Consider the following 21027-nt stretch of genomic DNA (forward strand, 5'->3'; position numbering starts at 1 on the left):
CCCCTTGGGAGCCCCTTGTCAACCTAAGCCTAATTTGCCAAGCACGGCTGCAATCAGCCTTCGAGCCTCAGTGGTGAGCACCTGGATGGCACTTGGGTGGAATACGGAGGTTTCCGCCTCGTAGCCGCCTTCCTGGAAGGCTTCCATGGTGGGGAAATAGCCGAAGTAGCCGTTGGCGTAAGCGACCACCAGCACCTGGGCAGGTTCCCAGCCCTCCTTGATGGATAGGCCCAGCTCGGCAAAGGGTTCACCGGGGATGCCCACCAATACCGTATCGCCCACAGCCAAGGCCTGCAGGGGAACGTCCAGCTCGCTGCGGCCTTCCGCCTTGTAATCCTCCAGAGAAGCCTGGAGTACAGTTAGATAGACTTCCTCGATACTGAGCTGCTTCGCTTCGGAACTCTCCGGCGGCAAGGCCTGCCTCCTTTCCCGCAGCTCCGCGAGGCTCAGCCCAAGTTCGTCCAGGGTGGGCAAGTGCTTTAGGGGGAGCGGAATCCTGCCGCTGACCACCTGCAGAAAAGGCTCCGTGCAGCTTACACCATCCCCCAAAGCATTCAGGGCTGCCTGGGCGATGGTCGTTCCCACTTCCTCCGCCTTGGTAAAGGTGCGGAAGTCAATCTGCTCGCCCAAGGCGCTGGCATCCGCGGAATAACCGATATTGACATTCCCCGCCGCGCCGGTCAACACCAAAGTGCAGCACCCAGGATGCTGCCTGGCTACAGCTCGCCGGAGAAAGCCTGGATAGTCCGCAGAATACTCCAAGTTCTCCGCCCCCAGCACTGTGGGGTGCAGACCGAAATTGACCAGGCAGCCCACAAGCTCCGCACCTGCATAAAACCCCACCGCCTGCACTGCAGGATCGGGGGTTTCCTCCAGCGTTCTCCGGTTCTTAGCCACCCCCGCCAAGGCGGCCCTTCCCCGTTTCACCTCAACTGCCTGAAATTTCCCCTGGGCCTCCTCCAGGGCCAGCACTGCCCCGGAGATAATGCGGTCCACAGTGCTCTCGTTTCCGTCAAAGCCGAACTTTTTGGAGACCGCCGGGCCGGAATGGGTGTGGGTGGCGCAGATCAGGAGATTATCCCCGGGAATCCCCAGGGCGCCCTCGGCTCGCCTGCGGATTTCCCGGCAGATCTCTTCCGTAACTTCCAAAAGGTCCAGGTTCAAAACCGCAGCCCGCAGAGGACCCTGCTCAAATACCGCGGCATGGGCAGACAGCTGATCATGCACCCCTTGGGCGCCCTTTACCCGCGCCAGATAACCGGCCATGGGGCTGCCTAGCTGAGGGGTGATCGCGGCGCGGCCGAACCCCGCGCGCAATGTTACGGTCATTGGGCCTCACCTTCCACCTGCCGCTCCATTCTCTCCAGGAGCTGGATAATGAGCATCAGACAGCGGGCAATGTGGAAAGGATCCTTGACCGGCAGGGCCACCACCGCTTCCATGGGCGCGCCTTGGCGATCCCGGATCTGAATCCATTCGCCCACCGCGGGATCCGGATGGGGGAAGGTGCGGAAGGTGTACTCCTTAGTCTTGGCATAGAGCTCCCAAAGCGTAGGGCGCTTGGTCAGCGCGTAGGCCAAGAGGGTTGTATACAGGGCTTCGGAATGGGGCCACCAGAGCTTATGGGACCAGTCCTGCTGCACTTTGCGCACCATGGGATGTCCGGCCAGCGCCCCCACTTCGCCCCGGGGCGCTCCCCCATCCCGATCCACAAAGAGCAAAAGTCCTCCGTACTGCTCGTCCCACCCCACTTTATAGGTAGCTTCCGCCAGATCAGCGCAGGCCTCCACCAGCGCCTGATCCCCATCCTCCAGGGCCTGGTGCAGCATAAACCACAGGCACTCCAAGGAGTGACCGGGGTTGATATAGCGTTCCAGAAGCGACTCCCCGGGCTGGCCCGGCTGGACCATTTCCTGCAAAAGGCCCCCTTTGTAGAAGAGGTCGAAGATGAGCTGCACATAGCCCCGGCACTTCTCGTTGGTCTGTAAGTGATCCAGATCACCCAGCGCCCGCTGGGCATCACGCAGCTCTTGACTGGTGGTGAGCAGGATCATGGCCACGCCGTGGGCGTACATCCCCTGGGGAATAGGATAGGGATCGGTGCGGAATTCCCCCTGCAGCCTGCGCTCAATACTTTGGTAAAGCTCCCCGGCAAACTGGAGGATCTCCCTGTTTCCCGTCACCCGGGCATAGCAGCTCAGACCCAACACCACAAAGCAGTCCGCGTAAATGCTGGTGGCCAGGCCGCTGCCTGGTGCGGGTTCCTTGGGTTCACCTGTTCTACTCAGCAAAAAGGCGGCGCTGCCATCCGGCAAAAGCGCATGCTGGAGGAGGAAATCCACACCCAGCTTGGCATAGTCCAAGAAGCGCTCCTCACCCAGCATGGCCGCGAGTTCCGCGAAGACCCAGACCAGCCGGCCCTGGGACCACACATACTTGTCTGTACTTACCAGCTCCGTCCCCGCGTTATTGAAGCAGGTGAAGTACCCGCCGTAGTCCCGGTCCAAAGCACGCTGGATCCAAAAGGGCAGGATGTTATCGCAAAGCTCCCGCCGATAGAACGCCAGCTCCTCCTTGATCTTCAGCTCCGGCGCCACCGCTACCACTTCTCCTTATTCTCCATCAGCAGCTTAAAGGTCTGCTCCAGCTCCTCTTGGCTGGAAAGCTCCAGCACCACCGACTGTACATGGGGCAGGTTCACTACCCGGCGCCACACTTCTGCCACCTCGTCCCATTCTTGAGGAGGAATGTGACTGCCCTTATCCAGGCTTTCGTAGAAATAAAAGTGGACGTGGCGGATGTGATCCCGCAGCAGATCCACATACTCCACAAGCTTAAGCTCCCCGCCGCGCACCTTGGGATTGGATGCCGCGTGCCCGGTGTCAAAGGTAAGGCCCTTCAGCCCCGCCCGCTGGATCATCTCCAGGTGGGTGTGGGGATCGGTGGTCCAACCCACCTTGAGGTTTTCCAGGAGGACCATGCCGTTGCGCTCCGCGGCGAACCTCCCCAGTTCCTCCAGGTGGCGGAGGGCAGTATGCCAATCCAGCTCCTCCACGGGAATGGAATTGGAGCCCACATGGAGGGTGATGATCTGGGGCTCGCTCTGCTGCTGCAGCCAGGGAGCCAGGTACTCGATGTAGAGCTGCATGTAGCGCAGGGACGCTTCGGCGATCAGGAGATTGCCGTGGGCCAGCTCCACATCCACCGTGGGCAGGTGGAAGGTGTAGCGCAGATCGGGATACCGATCTAAACTGCGGAAAAAGGCGTCACGCCGCGTTTGCGGCGTGCGCAGCCGGAAGCTATTCAGATACCACTCCACTCCACCGTAGCCCTGGGCTTGGGCGTAGCTTAAGATCTTTTCTGTGTCGGTGCCGAATACTCGGCTGGAAAACATGAGTTTGGGTCTGGTCATTTCCCTATCCCACCTTGAAACTGGAAGTAATGGACTTGCCCAAGAAACGGTTCATGACATACACCACGATGAACACCATGGTGATGAGCAGCGTGGAGAGGGCACTGGCCTCGCCAAACTTGCCGTCCGCCACAGCTCCCCAGATCAAAATGGGCAGTGTCCTGGTGCGGGCCGAGTAGAGCAAAATCGTTGTACTCAGCTCCTGAAGCAGGGTGGCGAAGGTCAGGATGGTACCGGAGATGATCCCCGGCAGAATCAGGGGCAGGCTCACCCTGCGGAAGGTGTACAGCCAGTTGGCTCCGGCGATCATGGACGCCTCTTCCAAAGTGGGATCCAGCTGGGAGAGGCTGGCCACCGCGGAGCGGAACACATAGGGGGTTCTACGGATCATGTACGAGATCAAAATGATGGTGTAGGTTCCCCCCAGGGCAAAGATGGACCCGCTGCCGAAGGCGGAGATGACCGCCACCGAAACCACGGTACCGGGCAGGATAAAGGGTGCCATGATGGCCAGATCCAAAATGAGAGCTCCCCTGGGCTTACGCCGCTCGGTGATGTACGCCACCAGGCAGCCCAGCACCGCGCAGAGCAGAGATGCCGTGGTGGAAAGATACAGCGAGTTGAGGATAGGTTTGCCGGCAATCTCCGGAATCCGGGCGTAGTTGGCCCAGGTAAAGCCCTCGGGGCCTGTTCTCCCCCACCTGGTGAAGAAGGACATGACCACCATGGTGATCTGAGGTGCCAGGGAGATGAGCAGCACCAAGAGGCAGAACACGGTGGCGATAATCCTGATGGCCGGATGGGTGTGCTGGGCAAACTGGGAGCGGGAAGCTCCGATGGTCTCGTACTCCCGCTTGCTGATCACGAACTTCTGCAGAAGCAGCGCCCCGCCGGTAATGGCCACACTCACCAGGGAAATGGCTGCAGCCCCGTTCAGATCGTAGAATCCGTTCACCCGGAAGTAGATCAGGGTGGGCAGCACATACTCTTCGCCCCCTAGGATAGCGGGTATGCCGAAGTTGCCCATGGCCCGGATGAAGACCAAGATGGCCCCCGCGCCCAAGCTGGGTAGAACCAAGGGCAGAGTGACGGTGCGCAGAATGCGGCTGCGCCGTGCACCCATGATCATGGCCGCCTCTTCCAGAAGGGGATTAGCCGCCTCAAAGGCCCCGTAGGCCAAGAGAAACACAAAGGGATAGTAGGTTACGGTCATGACGAAGATGACCCCAAACAACCCATAGATGGAGGGCAGTTCCAGGCCAAACAGGCCTAAAAAGGCGTTGATCCACTGCCGCACCAGCCCCTGCCTGCCCAAAAGCAGAATCCAGGAAAAGGCCCCCACAAAGGAAGGCAGGATCACGGGCAGGATACCCAGGGAGAGGATGAGGTTCTTAAAGGGCATCTTCACCCGGGCGACAAAGTAACCCATGGGCACACCGATGAGCATGGTGCAGAACACCACCGCGAAGCTCACGATAAAGGAGTTCCGCAGGCTCATGCGGTAGAGGTTGGACGTGGCGAAGCGTTCGAAGTTGTTCAAAGAGAACGGTCCGAACGTGAAGTGCCTACCCGCGGGCAGGAAAGCCCGGATAAAAGTGGTCACCAAAGGCCAGAACAGAAAGATGACCATGAAGATCAGGGGAACACTGAATACCAAATAAGGGGTGAAGTCCTTGCTCAGAAAGCGCCGAAGCCTGCTTTCCGGCTCGTTGGGGCGGACCGCCATTACTCCTCCCCTCCTTCAGCAAACAGGAAGCCCACATCCTGCGGGAATTGGACGGCAATTTCATCTCCCTCCAAAACACCGGGAACTAGGCGCCGCATATCCACTTCGATGGCCCTCTCTGTACCGCCCTGCTCCAGGGCCACTTCATAGCGCACCACCTGGCCCAGGTGCTGGATAATGCGCACCCTGCCCCGCACCTGTCCTTCGGTGGGGCTTGGGGCGATCTGCAGGTGTTCGGGCCGGAAACCAACGGTGATCCTGTCGCCTGCTTTGGCTCCCTGGGCATCAGAGGCAACCTTGGGGGTGAAGCGCAAATCGTAGCCAGCGCTGTCCAGCTGGATTTGGTAGTGGTCCCCATCCATAGACACGATGCGGCCTGGGAAGAAGTTCATTTTGCCGATGAAGTTGGAGACAAAGGCATTCGCTGGATTATGATAGATTTCGTCCGAAGAGCCGATTTGCTCAATGATACCGTCCCGCATGATGGCCAAGCGGTCGCCAATGGCCATGGCCTCCTCCTGGTCGTGGGTGACGAAGATGGTGGTAATATTGGTCACCTTTTGAATGCGGCGGATTTCGGCGCGCATGTGCCTACGCAGCTTGGCGTCCAAGTTGGCTAAGGGTTCATCCAGCAGCAGGATCTGGGGATCGTACACCAACGCCCTGGCCACCGCCACCCGCTGCTGCTGACCGCCGGAGAGGGCAGTGGGGCTGGGATTGCGCTTGAGCACGTCGGGCAGACCCACCAGCTCCATGATCTCCTCCACCTTCCGTTTCACGGTGGCTTGGTCCACTTTGCGCACCCGCAGACCGTAGGCCACATTTTCAAAGACGTTCAGGTGGGGATAGAGGGCGTAGCTCTGGAACACCATCCCGATGTTGCGCCGGAAGGGCGGAATGCTGGTGACGTCTTGATCGTTGTAGAAAATGCTGCCGGAACTGAGGGTCTCCAGACCTGCTGTACAGCGCAGCAAGGTGGTCTTGCCGCAGCCACTGGGGCCAAGCAGACAGAAGAGTTCTCCCGGTTCAATGGTGAAGGACACTTTTTTCAGTGCGTGTACTGGTGGATCTCCTGGAAAGATCTTTTCTACTTCTTTGTATCTAATGCGTGAACTCACCTATCTTTACCTCCTAAAATCTAGCCCGGAGCAACTCCGGGCTAGACTTGTCGCTCTCCTTTTAGAATACTGCGTCGGAGAACCGCATGGTCAGATCTTCGCGGATCTCGGCAGCTTTGGCGTCATCATAGTCAATGAGCACGACCTCGCTCAAGGGCGGGAGGGGCCCAGGACCAGGGGCATCGGGATGCACGACCCGGCGCTGTCTGGTTTCCACGATGATGCGGTACGCATCCAAAGAGGTGAGGAAATCCATGAACAGCTTGGCGTTCTCCGGATTGGGGCCGCCCTTCAAGATGCCGGAGCCGTCGAACCTGGCACCGGTTCCATCCTCTGGGTAAATGGCAATGACCGGAGCCCCATCGTTGATGGCCAGGGCGATGTTGCCTTCACCGGTTACGCCAATGGCATATTCGCCCCGGGCAACAGCTTCTGGAACCATGGTGGAAGAGGCGGTGAAGATGGCGTTCTTGCCCACTTCCACGCAGAAATCGAAGCCATACAGTTCATACATCATGAACAGCTGAGCATAGGCCGATCCAGAAAGGGCCGGGTTGGCCAGGATGATTTCCCCTTTGTACTTGGGATCAGCCAAGTCCTTCCAGGTCTTGGGATAATCTTCCGGAGCCAGCAGATCGGTATTGACCATGAAAGCCTGCAGCGGCATGGAATAGCCGTAGTAACGGGGAACATCGGCACTATCCCTGAGGTTTTCTGGGATCTCATCGTGGTTCGCGGCTTTATAGGGTTCCAGCAGATCGTATACCGCATCTAAAGATTCCTTGGCGATACCCAGGATGATATCACCGCCGGGACGGGGAGCCTCCGCCTGCATCCTGGTGAGCAGCTCACCGGAGCCAGCGCGGATCAGGTCCACAGCAATGCCGGGATAAAGCTTCTTAAACTCAGCAACCAGAGCCTGGGCTTCTTCTTCCGAAGCGGCACTCCAAATGGCCAAACTACCGGTTTGGGCCAGCGCGGCACCGCCCACAAGCACCAGCGTCAACAGAGTGATAGCCAACACCACAAACGGTTTTCTCAACGACTTCTACCTCCTTGACAAGTAATCAGTTTCTCCAAAGACAGGTAACTAAGAGCCTAGCTGTAGCCATCCCCCCTCCGCGTTACACCGTGTTACTAATACGTTCAATCTCTTTACAAAAACTCCTGCACTGGTAAAGGAATTTGACGTCAGGTAAAGCCTGGCGGGCCGCATCTGGCAGGAACTACCCAGCAGCGCCAGGTCATGCTGCTGCGCTACTTCTCAAAGTCCCGCAGAAACAGACTCGCGGACTCCTGGTCGAGATAGAGCGTTACTCCAGGATGGGTCCGGAGGATGGAAGCTGGGCAGGCATGCTCAATGGGCCCCAACAGGGCATCCCGCACAGCCTGGGCTTTCCGGGCCTCGGGAACTACGGATATTATGGTTTTGCAGGACATGATGGCGGGGATGGTGAGGGTGACAGCCTCCCGGGGAACATCATCCAAGGTGGGGAACCACCCTTCCCCCAGCTGTTGCTTTCTGCAGGCTTCGTCCAGCTCCACCACTTTCACCAGCTGCTTGTCCTGGAAATCAGCCACAGGCGGATCGTTGAAGGCAATGTGCCCGTTTTCCCCGATGCCGATAAAGCCCACATCGATGGGATTCTCCTTCAGCAGTGCGGCATAGCGCTGGCATTCCGCCTCAATATCCGGCGCATCCCCTTGGATGTAATTGAAGGCTGCTGGGTGGAACTGCTGATCGATCCGCTCCCGCAGCCAGAGGCGGAAACTCGCGGGATGATCTGGGGAAATACCCTTGTATTCGTCCAAATGGAAACCATGAACCCGCTGCCAATCGATGTCTTGCTTCTTCAAACCTTCAACCAGGGGAAACTGGGATGTGCCGGTGGCGAAAAGGATATTGACGCTTTCCGGAGCCAGCTTTGCGATCACCTCCGCGGCGTGCTGAGCCGCGGCTAACCCCAGTTCTTCTTTGGTTGGAAAGATCTTCACCTGAATGCTGCCGATTTTCAACTCTTGTACTGCCATGAGAGCACCTCCTGATGTTTTAGATAATCCCTACACGTCCTTACAGCAGATGACGGACCCTGTAGGCGTATTTTTCCTCATATTCTTTGTTCAAGCGATCCCCTTCCGGTAAGTTGGCACTGGTCCAAACCGGGGGCCGCACTCCCCGTTCCAGGAGCTTCTCCGCGGTGGTCATCATCAGCAAATTTATGGCGAAAGCATTGGCAAAGGTCGAGGTGGGTCCCATCTTTTGGGGGATACCCTCCACAGCCACCACCGCATCTCCCAGGGGCAGATGGACATCGATATACATGTCCGCGATCTCGTGGAGATTCTTGCCGCTGGGATGCCGCGCCGGAGCGCCGGGAGGCACATGCTCAGCGAAACTGGTGGATGTGAGGGCTATGGAGGTCACACCCCGCCTCTTACACTCCAAGGCGCAATCGATGGTCATGGAGTTGATGCCATAGGCGTTAACAATTACCAGGACATCTCCCTGCTGCACCCCATAGGAATCCAAGACGGCTGCAGCATATCCCGGCGTTCTCTCGATGTAGTTGGAACGCTTGGCGCCGAACATGAGAATAGTTCCGGGGTCAAGGATGGGATTCACGCAGGCCAGGCCGCCGGCCCGCCAGAGGACTTCTTCAGCGGCTAGATTGGAATGCCCGCCTGGACCGATGATGTTGATCAGCTTATCCTGCATCACAAAGTCCGCTAACACCTCTGCGGCCCGGTCAATGGCTTCTTGTTCTTCTTCAGCGATGCTGCGGATGATTTCTGAGACCGCGGTCAGATACTGTTTGGTGATGTCCCGCATTTCCTAACTCTCCTCTCAGGGGTTGTACCGTGCCTTACAAGTCCCTTCCTTGACTCTGCTCGAATCTGACCTGGCCGCCAACCATCACTAAAGATACGTTTATGTCCGCATCAAACACGACCAGATCTCCGTCCTTACCAGGTGCGATCTGCCCTTTGCGCTCAGCGATTCCCAAGAGTTTAGCCGGCGTCAACGTGACCATCTTCACAGCGTCCACCAGAGGTACCTCAGCGAGCTTGACCATGGTGCGCACCAAGCGATCGGAAGTACTCACACTTCCGGCAAACGCGCTGCGGTCAGGCAGCTTAGCTACGCCGTCTTCAATAATCACCCGCTGTCCATCTTTGAGGCTGCCCAGAATCGACTCGCCTTCCGGCATCCCGGCACCCCTCATGGAGTCGGTCACAAGACAGATCCGATCAGGCCCCTTCACTTTGTAGGTGAGCTGCAGCAGGCTCTTGGGCAGATGCACACCATCTGCGATCACTTCCACGGTTAGTTCATCCAGGAGCAGGGCGCTTTCGATCACTCCGGCGTAACGGTAGGCGTTGATCCGCCTCACTCCAGACATGGCTGAATAGAGGTGCGTTACCAGCCGGAACCCATTTTCCACCGCCGCCACCACGTCTTCGTAGACCGCATTGGTGTGGCCCATGGAACAGAGAATACCCCGCTCCGAGAGATAGCGCCCCATCTCCAAGGCCCCCGGCAGCTCGGGAGCGATGGTCCAGCGCTTGACCTCGCCGGAGTATCCCACGATCCGGCGATACTCATCCGGATCGGGATTTTTGATGTACCGGGGATCCTGCGCCCCGGCCTGCTCCCTGGAAAAGTAGGGACCCTCCAGATGCAGCCCGTGGAGATTCGGCCCATCCTTGAGCTTGGACTTGGCCTGGGCGAACTTATCCAAGGTGTCAAACAACTCATCCAAATCGGACGTTAGGGTGGTAGGCATGATGGTGGTGGTACCGTAACGCAGGTGGGTGCGCGCCGCCTCCATGATGGCCTCCACCGAACCATCCATGAAATCGTGCCCCCCGGCACCGTGGGTGTGGATATCGATGAACCCCGGAGCTATGTAAGCGCCTCCAACATCGATAACCCGATCCTGCTCTTGCATTTCCACCTGATCGCTGGGAAGCACCGCTGCGATCCTACCGCCTTCAACGATGACACTGCTGCTATGCAGGGCACGTATGGGTGTGATCACGGTTCCGTTGGCTAGAATAGTCCTAATTCTAATCACTCCCCTAGACCTTACAGTTCACTGGTTCATCTACACCGGGCTGGGATGCCAACAGCACTGGGCCCGGTCTGCTGCGTACATCAGGGCACTTGTTAATCGTTTTTACAACATCCCTTATTCTACGGGGTTTGTTAATGTCCTTCCCACAGAGCACATTTAACAAATCATCCTTTTGATCGGCTTCAAAAAGTCCCCCCTTAATTCACGCCCGATCGCAGGTCGGTGATGTTGTTAATCATTTTATGCTTAAGCCAAGGATTATTCTCTGTACGGCTGGGGTAGGCAAAAAAGATGCCCCGCTTCCCCAGGGAAGGCTAATCTGCGATAGAGCCCTCCGCGGGAAACGAGGCGACGAGTTAGTTTACTTAATTCACTGTTGAACCGTTAAACAGGTGGCGGATAGCCAGAGAGCTGATCCCCACTAAAATGGCATCTGATTTGATGGCAGTGGGAACGATCTGGAAGGAACCCAAAGATGACTTGAGCACCCGCCTTTCCACCGCCCGTTCAATCATCTGGCAGAACTTCTCCCCCGCCTTGACAAAGCCATTGCCCAACACCACTACTTCTGGTCCGAACAAGGTGATCATGTTGGCCAAAGCCAGCCCAACATATTCCGCCGTACGTTTGAGGAGGTTGAGGGCAAGTTCATCCCCCTGTTCGATCTGTGCGTAAAGAGCAGCAAAGAGAGATTCCACATCACCATCGTCAATGTGCTCAAAGCGCTGGCTGATGGCCTTGCACTGCCTCACCAGGGCAGGCACAGACACCAAAGCCTCCAGGCAGCCCTGATTGCCGCAGTGGCAGAAGGGGCCCGAAGGATCAACGGTTATATGCCCAAGCTCACCGGTGACCAGACCATCCCGGGCCACAAGCTCACCGTTCATCATGATTCCGCAGCCAATGCCGCTGCCATAGTTCACATAGACCACGTTGCTTTTCCCCACTGCAGAACCCTGCCAGACTTCCGCGAGGAGGGGAGCATTGGCGTTGCGTTCAACAACCATGGGAATCCCAACTAACCGCTGGAGATGCTCCACCAAGCACACGTCTTCCCAGCCCAGGGTTACAGAGTGCTTAATGAAGGCCCGCCCCGCATCGACGACACCTGAAACGGCTACGCCCATCACCTTGAGATCATACTTTTCCTTAAAGGAGTTAACCGCGGCAGCGACTCTAGCCAGGGCCTCTTCGGGGGAACCATCCAGCGGTACCGTGTCGTTTTCCCAAAACTCCATATCTGGAGTGAGCACCGCCACTTTGGCGATGGCTCCTTGGAGATGGACGGCGCAGATCTTGAAGGCGTGGGGGTTGATCTGCAGATAGCCGTGGCTGCTGTCCCCCTGCTGTGAACTTGTGACCAGCCCTTCTTCTATGAATTCGTTGATGATGTTGGTGATGGTGGCGCGGGTCAGCCTTGTCTTCCGCGCCACGCTAGCCCGTCTGATGGGCCCATGCAGGCGGATGGTGTTGTAGACGAGAAAGCGATTGTGGAGCTTAACATCTGTCAAGTTGTAGCCATAGACCTGCTTCACTCTGTCAATCCCCTCCACAGGGCGATTTCTCTGTCCGGGACGAATATCCTTCCAGAGAACAGACGCTCGGTTTGCTGGCCAAAGCCAAAGCCCGAGCACCCTTGACACGCAAACCACAAAGGTGGGGGGTGTCGCCGTCATGTTAACAAAAGTTGGACAGGCTGTCAACGCTGTATTGCCGCGGTGCGGGAAAACGACAAACGAAGGTAAGGTGATGATGGGTGCCGGTTAACCCTTCGCCAACACCAAATGCACCATCAGCCTGATGCCCTGGCTTAGGGCCTCTTCGTTAAAGTTGAAAGTGTCGGTGTGCAGGGCTGTGGCCTGCTCTGCTTCACCGGTGCCCAGGAAAACCAAGCAGCCCTTGGCCTCCTGGAGGAAGTAGGCGAAGTCTTCGGCGATCATGGAAGGCTGGTTCAGTGCATGGGCCCGCTCGGGTCCAAAGAGTCTCCCAACCAAGTCCAGGATCTGGGCCGCCTCCTTAGGGTCATTTAGCACCGGCGGGCAAAGCTCCTGGTAGTTGAAGTCGCAGGCGGTGCCTGCGGCCGCGGCTGCACCTTGCAGGGTCTCTTCTAACCACCGTGCGATACGCCCAGCTGTCCCCGGGGTGACGGCCCGCACTGTGCCCTCCAAGGAAACGGAACTGGCGATACTGTTGTAGGATGTCCCGCCCTGAATCGTGCCTACGCTCACCACCGCCGGATCCACAGGATCCACCTTCCTGCCCACGATACTCTGCAAGAGCGTAACCCAATTGGCCGCAGCCAAAATGGGATCCACGGTCAGGTGCGGATTGGCCCCATGGCCCCCCTGGCCGGAGAAAGTGGCCTGAAACCTGGCGGCACCGGCCATGGCCGGCCCGGGCTTGATCCCGAAGTGCCCCAGGGGTAGACTGGGCCAGACATGGAAGGCGTAGAAAAAATCGGGTTTGGGATCCGCCAGCACCCCCCGGTCGATGAGGGCCTTGGCACCCTGCAGCAGCTCTTCCGCGGGCTGGAAGACGAATTTCACCGTCCCTGGGACTTCATCTGCCAGCTCCCTAAGCACCATGGCCGCGCCCAGGAGCATGGCCGTGTGCCCATCGTGCCCGCAGGCATGCATTACCCCAGCGTTTTTGGACTGGAAAGGCAAGCCTGTCTGCTCCTGGATGGGCAGGGCGTCCAAATCAGCGCGCAGTCCTGTCACAGGACCCGGTTTGCCTCCCCGCAGGATCGCGGCGGCACCGGTGGTGTCACCCAAATCCATAACTTCCAAACCCAGCTCAGCCAGGTGTTTCTTCACCAAGGCGGTGGTCTTCACTTCCCTAAAACCCAACTCCGGTTCGCTGTGGATGCGCCTTCTGATCTCGATAACCTGGGGAAGATGTTTTTTCACCAGGTCATTGACTGCCTCGGCGGGGAAAAAAGCTGCCATCTTATCCCTCACTCCCTCAAGTGTGAAAGGCCACGCCCAGGGAAGCCCCGGGCGTGGCGCTTTGCGTCACAAAGATTATCTCTAGAGCTCCTAATTAGTGAGCCAGTCCACCAGCTGCTGCCAGAGCTTGTTGTACTGCTTCCACTCCACGAACTCCGGGGAACCCCAATGGGGCGCGCAGTCCGAGGTGAAGGCCGCGGTCTTGCCCTGGCCGTAGGTACCCACCACCAAAATGGGATCCTCGCCTGCCACGGCCAAAACTTCCGCCCCTTCCTTGGCGATCACCTGGTTGTAGCCCAGAAGCATGGGCCACTGGGCATCCAAGCCCTGCACCACCGGATGATCCGGCTTAGACACCTCAGGATAGACACCTTCCGGTATTTCCACCCGGTCATCATGGGCCAACAGGGTAACCGGCAGGATCTCCTCCACAGGCGAGTTTTTGTACTTAGCCTTCCCGTCAATGCCGGTAAAGGACATGTAGCCGCCGATCATCACAAAGGCGCCGCCCTGCTCCACGTATTCTCTGAACAGCTTCAGGCGGTTGGGCGTAGCTATGGACCGCTCGAAGGTATCGGGATGGAGCAAGAGGGTATTGGCCCCGATATCGCTGAGGATCACTGCGCTGTATTCCTTCAGTTTAGCGAGATCGGTGGGCACTTTGCTGGGGGCGTGGTGGTTGGGGATGTAATCCACCTGGTAGCCGCCTTCCTCCAGCGCCTCGATGAGCCATTTGGCCCCCTCATCGTATTTGGTCGTAAAGAAGGCATCGAAACCCTTGAGATGGATGGAAAACACTTCCCAGCTTTCACCAACCAGCAGCACTTTCTTCATGTTAACAACCTCCTTAAGCGTTTTCTAGGCCGCACCACTCAACCAGCAGATTGGCGTACAGGAGAATTGCGGTTAAGTAGTCTTCCACAGGTATGGATTCATTGATGCTGTGGGCCTGTTCTGGTTTCCCCGGTCCCAGGACAATGGTGGGAATCCCCGCAATGTTCTGCAGCAGCCGGGCATCATTGCCCGCGGGCGAAGCGGTGATGATCTTGCCCTCGGGCAGAAAGGACGCGGCGGTTTTAACCAGGGGATGGTCCTGGGAAATCTCGTAGGGCCCGCCTTCCTGGTAGCACTCCACTTGGATGGGATTGACCTGCAGCCACGGCTCCGCCGCTTCCAGGGATCTCACCGCGGCGAGAATATCGTTTTCGATGATCTCCTTGGTCAGCCCAGGGTAGTAGTGCACACAGATCTTGAATGTGCACTCGGCCGGCACGGTGGATCCCGCATCGCCGCCGTGGATTTCCCCCACATTGAGGGTGGGGGGAGGCAGCAGCGGATGCTTGTACTTGAGCAGCCACTTGTGCTCCAGCTCATTGAGGCGGGCCATGAGTTTTACTGCGTACTCAATGGCGTTTTCCCCTTCCCACTTGCGTCCGGAATGGATGGCCTTACCCAGGAAGGAGAACTTGTAGAAGATGAAGCCCATGTGACCCACCTGCAGGTGCAGATCGGTGGGTTCGCACACCACCGCGCCATCGGCCTTAAAGCCCTGTACCGCAAAGGCCAAGGTACCGTTGCCGCCCCCCTCCTCGTCGATCACGCTCTGGAAGAAGACATCCCCCTTGAGCTTGAGGCCTGCGGACTTGACTAAATCGATGGCGGCCAAGGCCGCGGCCAGGCCGCCCTTCATATCGGTAGTCCCTAAACCCTGGATGACTCCCTCCACCTCGGCACCGCTGAAGGGATCGAAGGCCCACAGCTTCCGTTCACCGTAGGGCATGGTATCCACATGGCCGTTGAGCACCAGGGACCTGCCGCCCCCCGTTCCCGGGAAAATGCCCAAGAGGTTAGGGCGGTCTTGGTAGTTGTGACCGGGATTGCCCTCCCCGTACCTGCGGATACCTTCCTGGATCAGCTCTTCGTTCACTTCCCGAAACTCGTATGTTCCGCCCATGGCCGCGATCTGCTCGGCCAGGAACTGCTGCCCCTTAAGCTCCCGGCCCCCTTCGATGCCGTGGCCGATGACGCTGGTGTCAATGCGCACCAGCTCCTGGAGCAGCCTAATGTATTTATCCCGGTTCTGCCTTAAGGCAGCCTGCAGACGATCAGTCATGCCCTCACCACCCTAATACTTCTTCAGGGTATCGATGACCAGATCCCAGAAACGCTCCTGATCGAGCTCCAGGGCCACATCCACGTTGGCGGGTTTGCCGGTACGGAAATAGAAATCGCACACGGTCCGGCCGTAGCAGGCTCCCCGGGTGGTTTCCACTATCACCGGTACCTTTTGGGTCTTAATCAAGGTGGGATCGATCACGTGGGCCACCGCGCACACATCGTGCAGGGGAGGCGCATCGAAGTTGAACACTCTCTTGTAGGTGTAGCCGAAGAACTTGAGCAGCTCCACCACGAGATCAGCCACAGGTGAGCCGATCTGGGCGATCCGCTCCACCACCTCGGGGTACGCCTTGGCCTGATGGGTGAGATCCAGCCCCACCATGGTAATGGGCAGTCCGCTTTCAAACACGATGTGGGCAGCCTCCGGGTCCACGAAGATGTTGAACTCCGCGGAGGGAGTGTGGTTCCCCAGTCCGTAGGCACCGCCCATGAGCACAATCTCCTTAATCCCCTGCTTGATCCGGGGCTCCTTCAGCAAAGCCAAGGCGATGTTGGTCAGGGGACCGGTGGGCACCAGGACCAATTCCTTATCGTACTTGAGACACTCTTCGATGATGAAATCCACCGCGCTCTTGTCCTCGGGCTGCCTGGTGGATTCGGGGAACTCGGGCCCGTCCAAACCGGTTTCGCCATGGATGTCATCGGCAACTACCTGATCCCTGAACAAGGGACGGTCCTGTCCGGCGTACACCGGCACATCGATCCCGGCGAAACTGCAGACGTTGAGCGCGTTGCGCAGGGTTTTTTCTAAGACCTGATTGCCGGCCACCACGGTGATGCCCCGCAGATCGAGTTTCTCGTGCTTGGCCGCGACTAGCATAGCTACTGCATCATCATGTCCAGGATCCACATCTAGGATGATTTTGGTCTTCAACGCACAACCCCTTTCTTAAAATGGCTGTTTATCCGTTTCCCTTCTCTGCTGGCGGATCATGCTGAAGGTGATAGCCACCACGGTGGCCACATAAGGCAGCATGAGCATGAACTGGGAGGGAAAGCCCAGGTTCTGCAGGCGTGCGCCCACACCTTCGGTGAAGCCGAAGAAGAGGCTGGCCAGCCAGGTGGTGATGGGCGAAATGCCTCCGAAATACATGGCCGCAACCCCGATGAACCCGCGGCCGTTAGTCATGTTTTCAATGAACTGGGTAGTGTAGCCCAGGGAAAGGTGTGCCCCCGCCAGACCGCCTAAAACTCCGCTGATCAAAAGGGCCTGGAGTTTCTTCACCGTCACATTCACTCCCGCGGTTTCCACCGCCAGCGGGTGCACGCCGGTAAAGCGCAGCCTGAGTCCCCAGACCGTTTTGTAGATCAGGAAGTGGAACACAAACACCAAGACGATCCCCAGGTAGTCCATGAGGTTGTAGTTGTTGAACAAGGTATCCAGCACCGGATGGGCTGCCAAGATGGACAGGTTGATGCGGGGTATGGGCGAGATCCGGGGACTGTAGAAGCTGCCGGCGACCCCGAACCAGTTGACCAGTAGGAAGCGGGTAAAGGCCAGGCTGAACATGTTCACGGCAATACCGGCAACCAAGACGTTGGCCTTGAACCGCAGGTGAATCAGGGCCATGAGCGCGGCGATCAAAACGCCCGCGGCCACAGCGGCCAAAATGCCCACAATCCAGCTGCCGGACCAGTAGCTCGCCGCCACGGCCATAAAGGCGGAAACCAACATGATGCCCTCGATGCCCACATTGGTGATGGCGGCAAGCTCGGTAACGATCACACCCAAGGCCGCGAGCAAAATAGGTGTGGACATGCGGATGGTGGCCCGCACAAGGGTTAAGGTAAGCACGTCGGAGAATCTAAACAACTTCCGCCCCTCCCTTCTGGTAGGAGAGTCGCCGCCTGATGACGATGATGGCTTCGGCCGCGGCAAAGAGAATGATCACTGCTTCCATGATCCCGATGAGCTCCCGGGGAATGCCCGTGAAGCGCTCCATGCCCACCGCCCCAGACTTCAGGGCCGCCAGGAAGAAGGCCACAAAGGGCAGGACTTTCAAGTTGTTCCTGGCCAAGAGGGCGACCATGATGCCGTCAAAGCCCAGGCTTTTGGAGAAGTTGTCCAAGAAGTAGCCGTGGATGCCCAAAACCTGAATGGCCCCGGTGATGCCGCCAATGAAACCGCTGAGGACCATGGCCCCCACCATGATGGAGCGGGCTTGGAAACCGGCGTAGGTGGCGAACTGCGGATTGAGTCCCACCGTTTTGATCTTGTAGCCCAGGGTGGTGTAATCCATGAGCCAGATGAAAAAGAGGACAATCCCCAGGGCGATGTACACCCCGATGTTGGCCCGGCTGGGCATGAGGATGCGGGCCAGGCGCGCGCTTTCCTGGATGTTAGGTGTTTGCGGCACGCCGATATGGGGATTCTTAAACAGGTGGTTCACGATGTAGCTGGTGAAATAGATGGCCACATAGTTGAGCATGATCGTGGTGCAGACCTCATTCACGCGGTAAGCCGCCCGCAGAAAGCCTGGGATGAGCGCCCACAGGGCGCCCGCCAGACCCGCGAGGAGCAAAACCAGCGTGATGTGGAGAAAACTGGGCAGGCCGACGATGGTGTAGCCGAAGTAGGCTGCGGCCATGGCACCGAAATACAGCTGTCCCTCCACGCCCACGTTGAACACCGAAGCCTTCGAGGAGATGGCAAAGGCCAGTCCGGAAAGGAGCAGCGGCACAAAGCGCTCCAGGGTACCGCCGAAGTTAAAGCGGCCGGAAAACGCTCCGTTGAAAAGGGCCGTGTAGGCTTCTCCGATGTTGTGCCCCTCCACCAGCATGAGCCCGGTGCCGATGATAAACCCAATAAGGACCGCCACCAGCACATTGAGGGGCGCCTGCAGCTTATCTAGACGATCCAGCAGATTAAGCTTCAACTACCTTCTCCTCCTCTCCCTGGGCCTTTGCGTACTCGCCGCCGGCCATCATCAGGCCCAAGACCTGCTCATTGGCCTCGGAGGCGGGCAGGATCCCCACGATTCTACCTTCATACATCACCGCGATGCGATCGCTTAAGGACAGCACCTCTTCCAAGTCAGCGGATACCAAGAGAATCGCTTTACCTTCTTCCCGCTGAGCGATAAGAATGGAACGAATGAATTCAATGGAACCGATGTCCACACCGCGGGTGGGATGGGCCGCAATCAGAAGCTGCGCGTCCTCCGAGACCTCCCGGGCCACCACTACCTTCTGCCTGTTGCCGCCGGAGAGGTTGCGGGTGGGAATCCGGTAATCACCCGGGCGGATATCGTATTCCTCCACCAGTCTGCTGGCGAGCTCCCGCACGGCCTGGCCCCGGATCACGCCGTTTTTGGAGAGCGGCGGGCGCTTGAGCTTGGTGGCCACGAGGTTCTCCGCCACCGTCAGCTCGGCGCAAAGGCCGGAGCGGTTGCGGTCTTCTGGGATGTGGGACACCCCGCGCTCGCGGATTTCACCAGGTGGCAGGTTGGTGATCTTGGTACCGGAGACGAAAATATCCCCCTGATCCACCCGGCGCAGCCCGGTTAACACCTCAACCAGCTCACTTTGGCCGTTGCCATCCACTCCGGCAATCCCCAGGATCTCCCCCGCGTGCACCTGGAAGGAGACGTTCTTGAGATCGGAAAGTCTGCGCCTGCCCCGGGCGGACACTCCCTGCACATCCAGGACAACACCGCCCCTCTTTCCTTCGGGCGCTTTGATGTTCAGGAACACTTCCCGGCCCACCATGAGCGTGGCAATCTTCTCCTTAGTGGCTTCACTGGCCAGCAGCGTTCCCTGGACCCGGCCGTCCCGCATGACCGTGATCCGATCGGAAATGGCCAGCACTTCCTGGAGCTTATGGGAGATGAAAATCACCGTTTTCCCGTGCTCCTTGAGGGAGCGGATCACCTTAAAGAGGTCCTCGGTTTCCTGGGGAGTGAGCACTGCCGTGGGTTCATCTAGGATCAGCACTTCTGCCCCCCGGTAGAGGGCTTTGATGATCTCCACCCGCTGGGCTTCCCCCACGGAGTTGTCGATAATCCTGCTTTCCGGGCGGATTGCCAGGCCATACTCCTCAGAAAGTGCCCTAATCTTTTCCGCCGCGGCGTCGTAATCCACCACGCTGCGCCGGTTAGGTTCAAAGCCCAGGATGATGTTCTCCACAACGGTCATGGAAGGGGCCAGCATGAACTCCTGGTGCACCATGCCAATGCCCAGGTGCATGGCGTCCCGGACGGAGTGGATAACCTGCTTCTGACCGCGGACGTAGATCTCGCCCAGATCGGGCTGGAGAACTCCGTAGAGGATGTTCATCAGGGTGGATTTGCCGGCTCCGTTTTCGCCCACCAGGGAATGGACCTCCCCCTTCTCCACCGAGAAGTCCACACCCTTCAGGGCCAGCACATTCGGGAACTGTTTGACGATCCCGGTCATTTTTACGATTGGTTCCATCTGCCCTTCCTCCTAGTCAGGCCCGGGAAAATCCCGGGCCTGAACTCACTGTTAGTTCCTCCTGAAGCCCTCGTAGGTCTCCACAACGATTTCGCCGGCCTTAACCTTCTCGGTCAGCTCGGCGACCTTGTCCAGGATCTCCATGGGGAAATCGTCTCCGAGGACTCCCCGCATGACGGACATATCGGTGAGGCTGACACCGCCGTTGGCAATGTCCATGTAGAGAACTTCGCCACCCTGCCAGGTGCCGTCCACAACTTTCTGCACCATGAGGTAGGCCGCCTGGTCAACCCGCTTGAGCATGCTGGTAACGATGGAGCCAGGATAGATGCCGTCCTGATCCAAGTCGACACCGATGGCGTATTTGCCTTCCTCATAGGCAGCTTCCAGAATACCATTGCCGGTACCGCTGGCCACGTTCATCACCACGTCTGCACCCTGCTCATACTGGGAAAGGGTGAGCTCTTTACCCCGCACCGGATCGCTGAAGCTGCCGGCGAAGGCCACGAGCACTTGGATCTCAGGATCGATGTAAGCGGCGCCCTGTTTGTAGCCCACGAGGAAGTCGTGGAGAACGGGGATATCCATGCCGCCTACCCAGCCGATGATCTTCTCGCTGTTGACGCCGGGCAGGTGATCCATCTGGGTCCACATGGCCGCCACAGCGCCGGCCAGGAAGGAACCTTCGTTCTGGGCAAACACAGCGGAAACTACGTTGGGCTGCTCCACGACACCGTCAATGATCCCGAACTTGGTGTTGGGGAAATAGCCGGCGTTGCGGTCCAAGATCTCCTGGAACTGGGTGGAGCTGGCGATCACCAGATCATAACCGGCATCGGCCATGGCCACCAGGTTCTGCTCCCAGTCGGCCGGGTTGCCCGACTCCAGTACCCGCACTTCAATGCCGAAATCCTCGATGGCGCGCTGCAGGCCTTGGTAGGCGCTGTCGTTAAAGGACTGGTCGCCCAGGAAGCCGGAGAGAACCAGGGCTACCCGGATGGGCTGGGCCAGAACTGCAGTGCTCATCAGCAGAACCAAAGCTAGACTGAAAACCACTACGAGTTTCTTATTCACGGCATATCCTCCTCGCATTTATTCTTCAGCTCAGACTCTTGGCGGAACAAAGCTACGGCTGACTCCAGCGCATCACCTCCCT

At 58.3% G+C, this 21027-nt stretch carries 18 protein-coding genes; all 18 read right to left on the reverse strand.

From position 1 onward, the window contains the following. Positions 1-18 precede the first annotated feature (18 nt). The 18 genes from ACE4YL_RS14470 to ACE4YL_RS14555 all read right to left on the reverse strand — a co-directional run bounded on the left by ACE4YL_RS14470 (position 19) and on the right by ACE4YL_RS14555 (position 20945). Positions 19-1329, reverse strand: a complete 1311-nt coding sequence (locus tag ACE4YL_RS14470) for a neutral/alkaline non-lysosomal ceramidase N-terminal domain-containing protein (protein WP_461369743.1) — start codon at positions 1327-1329, stop codon at positions 19-21. After that, on the reverse strand, positions 1326-2606 hold the full coding sequence (locus ACE4YL_RS14475) for an AGE family epimerase/isomerase (RefSeq protein ID WP_461359168.1): 1281 nt from the start codon (positions 2604-2606) through the stop codon (positions 1326-1328). The genes ACE4YL_RS14470 and ACE4YL_RS14475 overlap by 4 nt, the downstream gene beginning before the upstream one ends. Beyond that, positions 2600-3412 carry a sugar phosphate isomerase/epimerase family protein gene (locus tag ACE4YL_RS14480; protein WP_461359169.1) on the reverse strand — a complete coding sequence of 271 codons (813 nt, stop codon included), beginning with the start codon at positions 3410-3412 and terminating at the stop codon, positions 2600-2602. Before ACE4YL_RS14480 ends, ACE4YL_RS14475 begins: the two co-directional genes overlap by 7 nt. Positions 3413-3416: 4 nt before the next feature. After that, positions 3417-5138: an ABC transporter permease gene (locus tag ACE4YL_RS14485; RefSeq protein WP_461359170.1), complete on the reverse strand. Its 1722-nt coding sequence runs from the start codon at positions 5136-5138 to the stop codon at positions 3417-3419. Beyond that, the gene (locus tag ACE4YL_RS14490; RefSeq protein ID WP_461359171.1) at positions 5138-6256 is read right to left on the reverse strand and encodes an ABC transporter ATP-binding protein; all 1119 of its coding nucleotides are present in this window, start codon (positions 6254-6256) and stop codon (positions 5138-5140) included. The genes ACE4YL_RS14485 and ACE4YL_RS14490 overlap by 1 nt, the downstream gene beginning before the upstream one ends. Before the next feature lie 61 nt (positions 6257-6317). Continuing rightward, positions 6318-7298 (reverse strand): extracellular solute-binding protein, encoded by a 981-nt coding sequence (locus ACE4YL_RS14495; RefSeq protein WP_461359172.1) that lies wholly within the window; start codon positions 7296-7298, stop codon positions 6318-6320. A 215-nt stretch (positions 7299-7513) separates the two neighbouring features. Beyond that, entirely contained in the window at positions 7514-8287 is a 774-nt protein-coding gene (locus ACE4YL_RS14500; protein WP_461359173.1) for a glucosamine-6-phosphate deaminase, read from the reverse strand. A gap of 40 nt (positions 8288-8327) precedes the next feature. Beyond that, positions 8328-9086 carry a sugar isomerase domain-containing protein gene (locus ACE4YL_RS14505; RefSeq protein ID WP_461360329.1) on the reverse strand — a complete coding sequence of 253 codons (759 nt, stop codon included), beginning with the start codon at positions 9084-9086 and terminating at the stop codon, positions 8328-8330. A gap of 34 nt (positions 9087-9120) precedes the next feature. Further along, positions 9121-10332, reverse strand: a complete 1212-nt coding sequence (gene nagA, locus ACE4YL_RS14510) for an N-acetylglucosamine-6-phosphate deacetylase (protein ID WP_461360330.1) — start codon at positions 10330-10332, stop codon at positions 9121-9123. Between the two features lie 365 nt (positions 10333-10697). After that, positions 10698-11867, reverse strand: a complete 1170-nt coding sequence (locus tag ACE4YL_RS14515) for an ROK family transcriptional regulator (RefSeq protein ID WP_461360331.1) — start codon at positions 11865-11867, stop codon at positions 10698-10700. 228 nt (positions 11868-12095) lie between these two features. Next, the gene (locus ACE4YL_RS14520) at positions 12096-13280 is read right to left on the reverse strand and encodes a M20 metallopeptidase family protein (protein WP_461358746.1); all 1185 of its coding nucleotides are present in this window, start codon (positions 13278-13280) and stop codon (positions 12096-12098) included. 90 nt (positions 13281-13370) lie between these two features. Continuing rightward, on the reverse strand, positions 13371-14114 hold the full coding sequence (locus ACE4YL_RS14525; protein ID WP_461358747.1) for a glutamine amidotransferase: 744 nt from the start codon (positions 14112-14114) through the stop codon (positions 13371-13373). 13 nt (positions 14115-14127) lie between these two features. Beyond that, entirely contained in the window at positions 14128-15393 is a 1266-nt protein-coding gene (locus ACE4YL_RS14530; RefSeq protein ID WP_461358748.1) for a M20 family metallopeptidase, read from the reverse strand. 12 nt (positions 15394-15405) lie between these two features. After that, entirely contained in the window at positions 15406-16332 is a 927-nt protein-coding gene (locus ACE4YL_RS14535) for a nucleoside hydrolase (protein WP_461358749.1), read from the reverse strand. 15 nt (positions 16333-16347) lie between these two features. Next, a complete protein-coding gene (locus tag ACE4YL_RS14540) occupies positions 16348-17271 on the reverse strand; it encodes an ABC transporter permease (protein WP_461358750.1) in 924 nt (307 codons plus the stop codon). Further along, positions 17264-18334: an ABC transporter permease gene (locus tag ACE4YL_RS14545; protein ID WP_461358751.1), complete on the reverse strand. Its 1071-nt coding sequence runs from the start codon at positions 18332-18334 to the stop codon at positions 17264-17266. Before ACE4YL_RS14545 ends, ACE4YL_RS14540 begins: the two co-directional genes overlap by 8 nt. Beyond that, complete coding sequence (locus ACE4YL_RS14550) at positions 18324-19871, reverse strand: ABC transporter ATP-binding protein (protein ID WP_461358752.1); 1548 nt, start codon at positions 19869-19871, stop codon at positions 18324-18326. Before ACE4YL_RS14550 ends, ACE4YL_RS14545 begins: the two co-directional genes overlap by 11 nt. Positions 19872-19922: 51 nt before the next feature. Next, on the reverse strand, positions 19923-20945 hold the full coding sequence (locus ACE4YL_RS14555) for a BMP family lipoprotein (RefSeq protein WP_461358753.1): 1023 nt from the start codon (positions 20943-20945) through the stop codon (positions 19923-19925). Between the last annotated feature and the right edge of the window lie 82 nt (positions 20946-21027).

It is taken from the genome of Candidatus Darwinibacter acetoxidans (genome assembly GCF_041936445.1).
Classification (GTDB): Bacteria; Bacillota; Limnochordia; order Darwinibacteriales; family Darwinibacteriaceae; genus DTU010.

Coding starts and splice junctions, on each gene's coding strand:
- ACE4YL_RS14470 (WP_461369743.1), bottom strand. CDS start 1,329: ATGACCGTAACATTGCGCGCGGGGTTCGGCCGCGCCGCGATCACCCCT.
- ACE4YL_RS14480 (WP_461359169.1), bottom strand. CDS start 3,412: ATGACCAGACCCAAACTCATGTTTTCCAGCCGAGTATTCGGCACCGAC.
- ACE4YL_RS14485 (WP_461359170.1), bottom strand. CDS start 5,138: ATGGCGGTCCGCCCCAACGAGCCGGAAAGCAGGCTTCGGCGCTTTCTG.
- ACE4YL_RS14500 (WP_461359173.1), bottom strand. CDS start 8,287: ATGGCAGTACAAGAGTTGAAAATCGGCAGCATTCAGGTGAAGATCTTT.
- ACE4YL_RS14505 (WP_461360329.1), bottom strand. CDS start 9,086: ATGCGGGACATCACCAAACAGTATCTGACCGCGGTCTCAGAAATCATC.
- ACE4YL_RS14520 (WP_461358746.1), bottom strand. CDS start 13,280: ATGGCAGCTTTTTTCCCCGCCGAGGCAGTCAATGACCTGGTGAAAAAA.
- ACE4YL_RS14525 (WP_461358747.1), bottom strand. CDS start 14,114: ATGAAGAAAGTGCTGCTGGTTGGTGAAAGCTGGGAAGTGTTTTCCATC.
- ACE4YL_RS14530 (WP_461358748.1), bottom strand. CDS start 15,393: ATGACTGATCGTCTGCAGGCTGCCTTAAGGCAGAACCGGGATAAATAC.
- ACE4YL_RS14550 (WP_461358752.1), bottom strand. CDS start 19,871: ATGGAACCAATCGTAAAAATGACCGGGATCGTCAAACAGTTCCCGAAT.